Here is a 12,996-nt window from a genome sequence, read left to right as displayed (position 1 = left end):
GCGCAAGCAATTGCGCCAATTGAAAAATTGGGGTCCCTGCCTGGCGGGGGCTATCCAAGACCGTAGGCGACGCAAGTCTTAAACCACAAGCCTACGCAGATGGTGCTCCCGGTTCCTTACCGAATCAGACACCAAAACGACATTCGGTTTCGATCGAATGAAACGGTAACAAGCAGGAGTTAAACCCGTGGCAATTAAACTCGAAGACAAGAAGGCCATCGTCGCTGAAGTCAACGAGGCTGCCAAAGTCGCTCTGTCCGCTGTCGTGGCTGATGCCCGTGGCGTAACAGTAGGCGCTATGACCGGACTCCGTAAAGAGGCCCGCGAAGCTGGTGTTTATGTACGTGTCGTACGTAACACCCTGCTGAAGCGCGCTGTTGAAGGCACTCAATATGACGTGCTCAACGACGCGTTCGTCGGCCCGACCCTGATTGCATTCTCGAAAGAACATCCGGGCGCTGCTGCCCGTATCTTCAAAGAGTTCGCAAAGGGTCAGGATAAGTTCGAGATCAAGGCAGCTGCGTTCGAGGGCAAGTTCCTCGCAGCTAACCAAATCGACGTACTGGCAACTCTGCCGACCCGTGACGAAGCAATTTCTCAGCTGATGAGCGTGATTCAAGGCGCTACCAGCAAATTGGCTCGTACTCTGGCGGCAATTCGCGATCAGAAAGAAGCCGCTGCAGCCTAAGGCTGAGCGTTTCCTCTCTCGCGTATTTTTGTTTATTTCGATGGCCGTGCCGGCTATCCCCCAATTCAGGAATTGAGTCATGTCTCTGACTAACGAACAAATCATCGAAGCAATCGGCGAAAAATCCGTAATGGAAATCGTTGAGCTGATCAAGGCAATGGAAGAGAAGTTCGGCGTTACCGCCGCTGCTGCTACCGTTGCTGCTGCTGGTCCAGCTGCTGTCGTTGAAGAGCAAACCGAGTTCAACGTTGTTCTGACCGCCGCTGGCGACAAGAAAGTCAACGTGATCAAGGCTGTTCGCGAACTGACCGGTCTGGGTCTGAAAGAAGCCAAGGAGAAGGTTGACACCGCTCCTCAGGTTATCGCTGAAGGCGTTTCCAAAGAAGCTGCTGAAGACGCGAAGAAGAAGCTGGAAGAAGCAGGCGCTTCCGTCGAAGTTAAGTAACTTCGACCTTGCGTCTCCAGCCCGAGCGTCAAGCGAAAGGCTGATGGCTGGTGGCTCTTGCCACCGGCCTTTTTCCGTTATTGGCAGCCGATTGGGTCGGTGCTGGTAACGAGCTGTAACCACCCGAGGCGGTGGCGCAAACCATGGGGTTTGCACGATTTTCTGGCTGCTCCCGTCGGGGGGAGCCAAACAAGCAGGTGACCAAGCTGGGGAACGCTGATGGCTTACTCATATACTGAGAAAAAACGTATCCGCAAGGACTTTAGCAAGTTGCCGGACGTCATGGATGTGCCGTACCTCCTGGCCATCCAGCTGGATTCGTATCGTGAATTCTTGCAAGCGGGAGCGACTAAAGATCAGTTCCGCGACGTGGGCCTGCATGCGGCCTTCAAATCCGTTTTCCCGATCATCAGCTACTCCGGCAATGCTGCGCTGGAGTACGTCGGTTATCGCCTGGGCGAACCGGCATTTGATGTCAAAGAATGCGTATTGCGCGGTGTAACTTACGCCGTACCTTTGCGGGTAAAAGTGCGCCTGATCATTTTCGACAAAGAATCGTCGAACAAAGCGATCAAGGACATCAAAGAGCAAGAAGTCTACATGGGTGAAATCCCCCTGATGACTGAGAACGGTACCTTCGTTATCAACGGTACCGAGCGTGTAATCGTTTCCCAGCTGCACCGTTCTCCGGGCGTGTTCTTCGACCACGACCGTGGCAAGACGCACAGCTCCGGTAAACTGCTCTACTCCGCGCGCATCATTCCTTACCGCGGTTCCTGGTTGGACTTCGAGTTCGACCCGAAAGACTGCGTATTCGTGCGTATCGACCGTCGTCGCAAGCTGCCTGCATCGGTACTGCTGCGTGCGCTCGGCTACACCACGGAAGAAGTGCTGGACGCGTTCTACACCACCAACGTCTTCCATGTTCAGGGTGAAAACCTCAGCCTGGAACTGGTGCCTCAGCGCCTGCGCGGTGAGATCGCGGTCCTCGATATCCAGGACGACAAAGGCAAGGTTATTGTCGAGCAGGGTCGTCGTATTACTGCCCGTCACATCAACCAGCTGGAAAAGGCCGGGATCAAAGAGCTGCAGGTGCCAATTGATTACGTCCTCGGTCGCACCACGGCCAAGGTAATCGTGCACCCGGCCACCGGTGAAATCCTCGCAGAGTGCAATACCGAGCTGAGCACCGAGATCCTGGCGAAAATCGTCAAGGCCCAGGTCGTTCGTATCGAAACTCTGTACACCAACGATATCGACTGCGGTCCGTTCATTTCCGATACGTTGAAGATCGACTCCACTGGCAACCAACTGGAAGCGCTGGTCGAGATCTATCGCATGATGCGTCCTGGCGAGCCGCCAACCAAGGATGCCGCCGAAACCCTGTTCAACAACCTGTTCTTCAGCCCTGAGCGCTATGACCTGTCTGCGGTCGGCCGGATGAAGTTCAACCGTCGTATCGGTCGTACCGAGATCGAAGGTTCGGGCGTGCTGAACAAGGATGACATCGTTGCAGTACTCAAGACCCTGGTCGACATCCGTAACGGCAAGGGCATCGTCGATGACATCGACCACCTGGGTAACCGCCGTGTTCGCTGCGTAGGCGAAATGGCCGAGAACCAGTTCCGTGTTGGCCTGGTGCGTGTAGAGCGCGCGGTCAAGGAACGTCTGTCGATGGCTGAAAGCGAAGGCCTGATGCCGCAAGACCTGATCAACGCCAAGCCGGTAGCGGCGGCGGTGAAAGAGTTCTTCGGTTCCAGCCAGCTGTCCCAGTTCATGGACCAGAACAACCCGCTGTCCGAGATCACCCACAAGCGTCGTGTCTCCGCACTCGGCCCAGGTGGTCTGACCCGTGAGCGCGCAGGCTTCGAAGTTCGTGACGTACACCCGACCCACTACGGTCGCGTCTGCCCGATCGAAACGCCGGAAGGTCCGAACATCGGTCTGATCAACTCCCTGGCTGCCTATGCGCGCACCAACCAGTACGGCTTCCTCGAGAGCCCGTACCGTGTGGTGAAAGACGCTCTGGTCACCGACGAGATCGTATTCCTGTCCGCCATCGAAGAAGCCGATCACGTGATCGCTCAGGCTTCGGCCACGATGAACGACAAGAAAGTCCTGATCGACGAGCTGGTAGCTGTTCGTCACCTGAACGAGTTCACCGTCAAGGCGCCGGAAGACGTCACACTGATGGACGTATCGCCCAAGCAGGTAGTTTCGGTCGCTGCGTCGCTGATCCCGTTCCTCGAGCACGACGACGCCAACCGTGCGTTGATGGGTTCGAACATGCAGCGTCAAGCTGTACCGACCCTGCGTGCCGACAAGCCGCTGGTAGGTACCGGCATGGAGCGTAACGTTGCCCGTGACTCCGGCGTTTGCGTCGTGGCTCGTCGTGGCGGTGTGATCGATTCCGTCGATGCCAGCCGTATCGTGGTTCGTGTTGCCGATGATGAAGTTGAGCCGGGCGAAGCTGGTGTCGACATCTACAACCTGACCAAATACACCCGCTCCAACCAGAACACCTGCATCAACCAGCGTCCGCTGGTGAGCAAAGGTGATCGGGTCCAGCGCAGCGACATCATGGCTGACGGCCCATCCACCGACATGGGTGAGCTGGCACTGGGCCAGAACATGCGCATCGCGTTCATGGCGTGGAACGGCTTCAACTTCGAAGACTCCATCTGCCTGTCCGAGCGTGTGGTTCAGGAAGACCGCTTCACCACGATCCACATCCAGGAACTGACCTGTGTGGCTCGTGACACCAAGCTTGGCCCAGAGGAAATCACTGCGGACATCCCGAACGTGGGTGAAGCTGCACTGAACAAGCTGGACGAAGCCGGTATCGTTTATGTAGGTGCCGAAGTAGGCGCTGGCGACATCCTGGTCGGCAAGGTCACCCCGAAAGGCGAGACCCAGCTTACTCCGGAAGAAAAACTGCTGCGTGCCATCTTCGGTGAGAAGGCCAGCGACGTTAAGGACACCTCCCTGCGCGTGCCTACTGGCACCAAGGGTACCGTCATCGACGTACAGGTCTTCACTCGCGACGGCGTTGAGCGTGATGCACGCGCACTGTCCATCGAGAAGACTCAGCTCGACGAGATCCGCAAGGACCTGAACGAAGAGTTCCGTATCGTTGAAGGCGCAACTTTCGAACGTCTGCGCGCAGCGCTGGTTGGCCACAAGGCCGAAGGCGGCGCCGGCCTGAAGAAAGGTCAGGAAATCACCGACGAAGTCCTCGACGGTCTTGAGCATGGCCAGTGGTTCAAGCTGCGCATGGCTGAGGACGCGTTGAACGAGCAGCTCGAGAAGGCTCAGGCTTATATCGTTGATCGCCGTCGCCTGTTGGACGACAAGTTCGAAGACAAGAAGCGCAAGCTGCAGCAGGGCGATGACCTGGCGCCGGGCGTGCTGAAGATCGTCAAGGTCTACCTGGCAATCCGCCGTCGCATCCAGCCGGGTGACAAGATGGCCGGTCGTCACGGTAACAAGGGTGTGGTCTCCGTGATCATGCCGGTTGAAGACATGCCGCACGATGCCAACGGTACTCCAGTCGACGTCGTCCTCAACCCGCTGGGCGTACCTTCGCGTATGAACGTCGGTCAGATCCTTGAAACCCACTTGGGCCTCGCGGCCAAGGGCTTGGGCGAGAAGATCAACCGCATGCTCGAAGAGCAGCGCAAGGTCGCTGACCTGCGCAAGTTCCTGCACGAGATCTACAACGAGATCGGCGGTCGTAACGAAGAGCTCGACAGCTTCTCCGACCAGGAAATCCTGGATCTGGCGAAGAACCTCAAGGGCGGCGTTCCAATGGCCACTCCGGTGTTCGACGGTGCCAAGGAAGTTGAAATCAAGGCCATGCTGAAACTGGCAGACCTGCCGGAAAGCGGCCAGATGCAACTGTTCGATGGTCGTACCGGCAACAAGTTCGAGCGTCCGGTTACCGTTGGCTACATGTACATGCTGAAGCTGAACCACTTGGTGGACGACAAGATGCACGCTCGTTCTACCGGTTCTTACAGCCTGGTCACCCAGCAGCCGCTGGGTGGTAAGGCACAGTTCGGTGGTCAGCGTTTCGGGGAGATGGAGGTCTGGGCACTGGAAGCGTACGGTGCTGCATACACTCTGCAAGAAATGCTCACAGTGAAGTCGGACGATGTGAACGGTCGGACCAAGATGTACAAGAACATCGTGGACGGCGATCACCGTATGGAGCCGGGCATGCCCGAGTCCTTCAACGTGTTGATCAAGGAAATTCGTTCCCTCGGCATCGATATCGATCTGGAAACCGAATAACACGTGACGCGAATCGAGAGCGGGGCTGTCTTGCCCGCTCTCTGCTCCGCCAGGAGGAAAGGCCTTGAAAGACCTACTGAATTTGCTGAAAAACCAGGGTCAAGTCGAAGAGTTCGACGCCATCCGTATCGGATTGGCCTCGCCTGAGATGATCCGTTCGTGGTCGTTCGGTGAAGTGAAAAAGCCGGAAACCATCAACTACCGTACGTTCAAACCTGAGCGTGACGGCCTGTTCTGCGCCAAGATCTTTGGCCCGGTAAAGGATTACGAGTGCCTGTGCGGTAAGTACAAGCGCTTGAAGCACCGTGGTGTTATCTGCGAGAAGTGCGGCGTTGAAGTTGCACTGGCAAAAGTTCGTCGTGAGCGCATGGCGCACATCGAGCTGGCATCGCCGGTTGCCCATATCTGGTTCCTGAAATCGCTGCCGTCCCGTATCGGCCTGCTGATGGACATGACCCTGCGTGATATCGAGCGCGTTCTCTACTTCGAGAGCTATGTCGTTATCGATCCAGGCATGACCACCCTTGAAAAAGGTCAGCTGCTGAACGACGAGCAGTATTTCGAGGCGCTGGAAGAATTCGGCGACGATTTCGATGCCCGCATGGGTGCCGAAGCTGTCCGCGAACTGCTGCACGCGATCGACCTGGAGCATGAGATTGGCCGTCTGCGTGAAGAAATTCCGCAAACCAACTCCGAAACCAAGATCAAGAAGCTGTCCAAGCGTCTGAAGTTGATGGAGGCCTTCCAGGGTTCCGGCAACCTGCCAGAGTGGATGGTGCTGACCGTTCTGCCGGTTCTGCCGCCAGATCTGCGTCCACTGGTTCCGCTCGATGGCGGTCGTTTTGCGACTTCCGACCTCAACGATCTGTATCGTCGGGTGATCAACCGTAACAACCGCTTGAAGCGCCTGCTCGACCTGTCCGCTCCGGACATCATCGTGCGCAACGAAAAGCGTATGTTGCAGGAAGCGGTCGACGCATTGCTCGACAACGGTCGTCGTGGCCGCGCTATCACCGGTTCCAACAAGCGTCCTCTGAAATCCCTGGCTGACATGATCAAGGGTAAGCAGGGTCGTTTCCGTCAGAACTTGCTCGGTAAGCGCGTTGACTACTCCGGTCGTTCGGTAATTACCGTAGGTCCGACCCTGCGTCTGCATCAGTGCGGTCTGCCTAAGAAGATGGCTCTGGAACTGTTCAAGCCGTTCATTTTCGGCAAGCTGGAAATGCGTGGTCTGGCGACCACCATCAAGGCTGCGAAGAAGATGGTCGAGCGCGAGCTGCCAGAGGTCTGGGACGTTCTCGCCGAAGTGATTCGCGAACACCCAGTGTTGCTCAACCGTGCACCGACCCTTCACCGCCTGGGTATCCAGGCGTTTGAACCGGTACTGATCGAAGGTAAGGCTATCCAGCTGCACCCACTGGTCTGTGCTGCGTACAACGCCGACTTCGACGGCGACCAAATGGCCGTGCACGTGCCGCTGACGCTGGAAGCCCAGCTCGAAGCGCGCGCGTTGATGATGTCTACCAACAACATCCTGTCGCCAGCCAACGGTGAGCCAATCATCGTTCCGTCGCAGGACGTTGTATTGGGTCTGTACTACATGACTCGTGAAGCGATCAACGCCAAGGGCGAAGGTCGTGTGTTCGCGGATCTGCAGGAAGTTGACCGTGTGTTCCGTGCCGGCGAAGCCGCACTGCACGCCAAGGTCAAGGTGCGGATCAACGAAACGGTGAACGATCGTGACGGCAACAGCGTGACCAACACCCGTATCGTCGACACTACCGTCGGCCGTGCGTTGTTGTTCCAGGTGGTGCCGAAAGGTCTGTCGTTTGACGTCGTCAACCTGCCGATGAAGAAAAAGGCGATCTCCAAGCTGATCAACCAGTGCTATCGCGTGGTGGGTCTGAAAGAGACCGTGATCTTCGCTGACCAGTTGATGTACACCGGTTTTGCCTATTCGACCATCTCCGGTGTTTCCATCGGTGTTAACGACTTCGTTATCCCGGATGAGAAAGCCCGCATCATCGGTACTGCTACCGAAGAAGTGAAAGAGATCGAAAGTCAGTACGCCTCCGGCCTGGTAACCCAGGGCGAGAAGTACAACAAGGTAATCGACCTCTGGTCCAAGGCGAACGACGAAGTTTCCAAGGCGATGATGGCCAACCTCTCGAAAGAGAAGGTCATCGACCGTCATGGCGAGGAAGTCGACCAGGAGTCCTTCAACTCGATGTACATGATGGCCGACTCGGGCGCACGGGGTTCTGCTGCGCAGATCCGTCAGCTCGCCGGTATGCGTGGCCTGATGGCCAAGCCGGACGGTTCCATCATCGAGACCCCGATTACAGCGAACTTCCGTGAAGGTTTGAGCGTACTCCAGTACTTCATTTCCACGCACGGTGCTCGTAAGGGTCTTGCGGATACCGCGTTGAAAACGGCGAACTCCGGTTACCTGACTCGTCGTCTGGTAGACGTGGCGCAGGATCTGGTCGTGACCGAGATCGATTGCGGCACCGAACATGGCCTGCTGATGACGCCGCACATTGAAGGCGGTGACGTTGTTGAGCCGTTGGGTGAACGCGTACTGGGTCGTGTCATTGCCCGTGACGTCTTCAAGCCGGGTACCGAGGACGTGATCGTTCCTGCTGGCACCCTGGTCGACGAGAAGTGGGTCGAGTTCATCGAACTCAACAGCATCGACGAAGTGATCGTGCGTTCTCCGATCAGCTGTGAAACCCGCTACGGCATCTGCGCCAAGTGCTACGGTCGCGACCTGGCTCGCGGTCACCAGGTGAACATCGGTGAAGCGGTCGGCGTTATCGCTGCCCAGTCCATCGGTGAGCCGGGTACCCAGCTGACGATGCGTACGTTCCACATCGGTGGTGCGGCAAGCCGGACCTCCGCAGCCGACAGCGTTCAGGTGAAGAACGGCGGTACTGTCCGTCTGCACAACCTGAAGCACGTTGAGCGTGTGGATGGTCATCTGGTAGCTGTATCCCGTTCGGGTGAGCTGGCGATCGCGGACGACTTCGGTCGTGAGCGCGAGCGTTACAAGCTGCCTTACGGTGCTGTGATTTCGGTGAAGGAAGGTGACAAGGTCGAAGCTGGCGCAATCGTGGCCAAGTGGGATCCGCACACTCACCCGATCGTCACTGAGATGAAAGGTACCGTGACCTACGTGGGCATGGAAGAAGGCATCACGATCAAGCGTCAGACCGACGAATTGACCGGTATGACCAACATTGAAGTACTTGACGCCAAAGATCGTCCAGCTGCCGGCAAGGACATCCGTCCAGCCGTTAAGATGGTCGACGACAACGGCAAGGACCTGTTGCTGCCAGGCACTGACGTAATCGCTCAGTACTTCCTGCCAGCCAACGCCCTGGTCGGTGTGGCCGACGGTGCGCGGATCGCGATCGGTGATGTTATCGCTCGTATCCCGCAAGAAACTTCGAAGACTCGTGACATCACCGGTGGTCTGCCGCGTGTTGCCGACCTGTTCGAAGCCCGTCGTCCGAAAGAAGCTTCAATTCTGGCTGAAGTCAGCGGCACCATCGCGTTCGGTAAAGAGACCAAGGGCAAGCGCCGTCTGGTTATCACCCCGAACGACGGTAGCGATCCGTATGAAGAGCTGATTCCGAAGTGGCGCCACCTGAACGTCTTCGAAGGCGAACAGGTAAACCGCGGCGAAGTTATCTCCGACGGCCCGAGCGATCCACACGACATCCTGCGTCTGCTGGGTGTGAGTGCGCTGGCCAAGTACATCGTGAACGAGATCCAGGACGTTTACCGTCTGCAGGGCGTGAAGATCAACGACAAGCACATCGAGACCATTCTGCGTCAGATGCTGCGTAAAGTTGAGATCTCCGAGTCCGGTGACTCCAGCTTCATCAAGGGCGACCAGATGGAACTGACTCACGTACTGGTAGAGAACGAGCGCCTGAGCACGGAAGACAAGTTTGTCGCCAAGTTCACCCGCGTTCTGCTGGGTATCACCAAGGCGTCGTTGTCCACCGAATCGTTCATCTCGGCGGCTTCCTTCCAGGAAACCACTCGGGTACTGACCGAGGCGGCGGTTACCGGCAAGCGCGATTACCTGCGCGGCCTGAAGGAAAACGTGGTCGTGGGTCGTCTGATCCCGGCTGGTACCGGTTTGGCCTATCACAGCGAGCGCAAGCGTCGCCGTGATGCAGACAAGCCGTTGCGCGTAAGCGCCAGTGAAGTGGAAGCTGCACTGACCGAAGCGTTGAACTCGAGCGGTAACTGAGTTCTGCGGTAATTAAGTGCCTGGCCCTGGTCGCCCCATTCGCCGAATCGAGACAAATGTCGAGATCCGGCGAGCGGGGAGGTCGGGGCCTTGCCTTGACTGGGGACAAGATCCTCTTTAGACTCTTGATCCCCTAAATTTGGCGGGAATTCGTTCCTGCCATTTTGCTTTTCTTGTAAGACAATAGCGTCGCAAGACAACAGTGGAGCTAGTAGATGGCAACTATCAACCAGCTGGTACGTCAGCCGCGTAAGCGTATCGTCGAGAAATCCGACGTACCTGCGCTGCAGAACTGCCCGCAACGTCGTGGCGTATGCACCCGTGTGTATACCACCACGCCGAAAAAACCTAACTCGGCACTGCGTAAAGTATGCCGTGTGCGTCTGACCAACGGTTTCGAGGTTTCCTCGTACATCGGCGGTGAAGGCCACAACCTGCAAGAGCACAGCGTGGTACTGATCCGCGGCGGTCGTGTAAAAGACTTGCCAGGTGTTCGTTACCACACCGTTCGCGGCTCCTTGGATACCTCCGGCGTTAAAGGCCGTAACCAGGGTCGTTCGAAGTACGGTACCAAGCGTCCGAAGTAATCGGTCGTTTTGCAGTTTTTCATTTTTATTGAGTCGATAAGAGTAAGGTCGGGCACGCGTTTGCTGTCCCGGGCTAACCTGAAGACCGTTTGAGGGCTTATCAATGCCAAGACGTCGCGTAGCAGCCAAACGTGAGATTCTGGACGATCCGAAATACGGAAGCCAGATTCTCGCCAAGTTCATGAACCACGTAATGGAAAGCGGCAAGAAAGCCGTTGCCGAACGTATCGTTTATGGCGCGCTGGAAAAAGTTAAAGAGCGTAAGAACTCCGATCCCCTGGAACTCTTCGAAAAAGCACTCGACGCCATCGCTCCGCTGGTCGAAGTGAAGTCGCGCCGCGTAGGCGGTGCTACCTACCAGGTTCCGGTCGAAGTTCGTCCGTCCCGTCGTAACGCTCTGGCCATGCGCTGGCTCGTAGACTTCGCCCGCAAGCGCGGCGAGAAGTCCATGGCTCTGCGTTTGGCTGGTGAGCTGCTGGACGCTGCTGAAGGTAAAGGTGCTGCAGTTAAGAAGCGTGAAGACGTGCACCGTATGGCTGAGGCCAACAAGGCTTTCTCGCACTACCGCTTCTAATTTTAGCGTCACTCAATTTGCGAGGGCTTTATGGCTCGTACAACCGATATTAAACGCTACCGTAACATTGGTATCGTTGCTCACGTGGATGCGGGTAAAACCACTACCACCGAGCGCGTCCTGTTCTACACGGGCGTAAACCACAAAATGGGCGAGGTGCATGATGGCGCCGCGACCATGGACTGGATGGTACAAGAGCAGGAGCGGGGTATTACCATTACCTCCGCTGCTACTACTGCTTTCTGGGAAGGCTCGAACAAGCAATTCCCTAAGCACCGCTTCAACATCATCGATACCCCCGGCCACGTTGACTTCACCATTGAAGTAGAGCGTTCGCTGCGCGTACTCGACGGCGCTGTCGTTGTGTTCTGCGGTACTTCCGGTGTTGAGCCTCAGTCTGAAACCGTATGGCGTCAAGCCAACAAATACGGCGTTCCGCGTCTTGTTTACGTAAACAAGATGGACCGTGCTGGTGCCAACTTCCTGCGCGTGATCGGTCAGATCAAGCAGCGTCTGGGTCACACCCCGGTGCCTATCCAGCTGGCTATCGGTTCCGAAGACAACTTCGAAGGTCAGATCGATCTGATGACCATGGAAGCTGTTCGCTGGAACGACGGCGACAAGGGTATGGCTGCCATTCGTGGTCCGATCCCGGCTGAGCTGCAAGAGCTGGCTGAAGAGTGGCGCAGCAACATGGTTGAGGCTGCTGCCGAAGCCAACGAAGAGCTGATGAACAAGTACCTGGAAGGCGAAGAGCTGTCGATCGAAGAGATCAAGGCTGCTCTGCGTCAGCGTACTATCGCTGGTGAAATCGTTCTGGCTGTTTGCGGTTCTTCCTTCAAGAACAAGGGTGTTCCCCTGGTTCTCGACGCCGTTATCGACTACCTGCCTGCACCGGTCGACATTCCAGCCATCAAGGGTTCCGACCCGGATGACGAGACTGTCGAAATGGAGCGTCATGCAGACGACAACGAGCCGTTCTCGGCTCTGGCGTTCAAGATCGCTACCGACCCATTCGTGGGTACCCTGACATTCGCTCGCGTTTACTCGGGCGTGTTGAACTCCGGCGACGGCGTGATCAACTCGGTCAAGGGCAAGAAAGAGCGCGTGGGTCGTATGGTGCAAATGCACGCAAACACCCGCGAAGAGATCAAGGAAGTACGCGCTGGCGACATCGCGGCCCTGATCGGCATGAAGGACGTCACCACTGGTGACACCCTGTGCTCCGCTGACAAGCCAATCATCCTGGTTCGCATGGACTTCCCGGAGCCGGTTATCTCGGTTGCCGTTGAGCCGAAAACCAAGGATGACCAGGAAAAAATGGGTATCGCTCTGGGCAAACTCGCTCAGGAAGACCCGTCTTTCCGCGTCAAGACCGATGAAGAGACTGGTCAAACGATCATCTCCGGCATGGGTGAGTTGCACCTGGACATCCTGGTTGACCGGATGCGCCGCGAGTTCAACGTCGAAGCCAACATCGGTAAGCCACAGGTTTCCTATCGTGAGAAGATCACGAAGGCTTGTGAGATCGAAGGCAAGTTCGTTCGCCAGTCCGGCGGTCGTGGTCAGTTCGGCCACTGCTGGATCCGTTTTGCGCCTGCTGACGAAGGTCAGGAAGGTCTGCAGTTCGTGAACGAAGTAGTTGGTGGTGTGGTTCCGAAGGAATACATCCCTGCTATTCAGAAGGGTATCGAAGAGCAGATGAAGAACGGCGTTGTCGCCGGCTATCCGCTGATCGGCCTGAAGGCTACCGTGTTCGATGGTTCTTACCACGACGTCGACTCCAACGAGATGGCGTTCAAGGTGGCGGCCTCCATGGCGACCAAGCAACTGGCTACCAAAGGTGGCGGTGTTGTTCTTGAGCCGATCATGAAGGTTGAAGTCGTAACACCTGAGGACTACATGGGCGACGTGATGGGTGACCTGAACCGTCGTCGCGGTCTGATCCAGGGTATGGAAGACACGGTTTCCGGTAAGGTTATCCGTGCCGAGGTTCCGCTGGGCGAGATGTTCGGTTACGCAACCGACGTTCGTTCCATGTCCCAGGGTCGCGCGAGCTACTCTATGGAATTCTCCAAATACTCCGAGGCTCCGTCGAACGTCGTCGAAGCTATCGTTAAAAAACAAGGCTGATTCAGCCCCTTT

The 12,996-nt window shown here is 56.8% G+C and carries 7 protein-coding genes; all 7 read left to right on the top strand.

Features of this window, described 5'->3' with window-relative positions; genetic code table 11:
- Window positions 1–187: 187 nt before the first annotated feature.
- The gene (gene rplJ, locus PCOSP_RS26235) at window positions 188–688 is read left to right on the top strand and encodes a 50S ribosomal protein L10 (protein WP_024776458.1); all 501 of its coding nucleotides are present in this window, start codon (window positions 188–190) and stop codon (window positions 686–688) included.
- A 79-nt stretch (window positions 689–767) separates the two neighbouring features.
- Window positions 768–1,133, top strand: a complete 366-nt coding sequence (gene rplL, locus PCOSP_RS26230) for a 50S ribosomal protein L7/L12 (protein WP_024776459.1) — start codon at window positions 768–770, stop codon at window positions 1,131–1,133.
- Window positions 1,134–1,352: 219 nt separating this feature from the next.
- Window positions 1,353–5,426 (top strand): DNA-directed RNA polymerase subunit beta, encoded by a 4,074-nt coding sequence (gene rpoB / locus PCOSP_RS26225; RefSeq protein ID WP_139650416.1) that lies wholly within the window; start codon window positions 1,353–1,355, stop codon window positions 5,424–5,426.
- 64 nt (window positions 5,427–5,490) lie between these two features.
- Complete coding sequence (gene rpoC / locus PCOSP_RS26220) at window positions 5,491–9,690, top strand: DNA-directed RNA polymerase subunit beta' (RefSeq protein ID WP_024776461.1); 4,200 nt, start codon at window positions 5,491–5,493, stop codon at window positions 9,688–9,690.
- 215 nt (window positions 9,691–9,905) lie between these two features.
- Complete coding sequence (gene rpsL / locus PCOSP_RS26215; RefSeq protein WP_003186084.1) at window positions 9,906–10,277, top strand: 30S ribosomal protein S12; 372 nt, start codon at window positions 9,906–9,908, stop codon at window positions 10,275–10,277.
- Between the two features lie 103 nt (window positions 10,278–10,380).
- Window positions 10,381–10,851: a 30S ribosomal protein S7 gene (rpsG, locus tag PCOSP_RS26210; RefSeq protein ID WP_024776462.1), complete on the top strand. Its 471-nt coding sequence runs from the start codon at window positions 10,381–10,383 to the stop codon at window positions 10,849–10,851.
- 30 nt (window positions 10,852–10,881) lie between these two features.
- Window positions 10,882–12,984 carry an elongation factor G gene (gene fusA / locus PCOSP_RS26205; RefSeq protein ID WP_024776463.1) on the top strand — a complete coding sequence of 701 codons (2,103 nt, stop codon included), beginning with the start codon at window positions 10,882–10,884 and terminating at the stop codon, window positions 12,982–12,984.
- Window positions 12,985–12,996: the final 12 nt, after the last annotated feature.

This window comes from Pseudomonas sp. MAFF 730105 (genome assembly GCF_055380705.1).
Note: the sequence above shows the minus strand (reverse complement) of the source record. Positions and strands in the feature narration are given on the sequence as shown.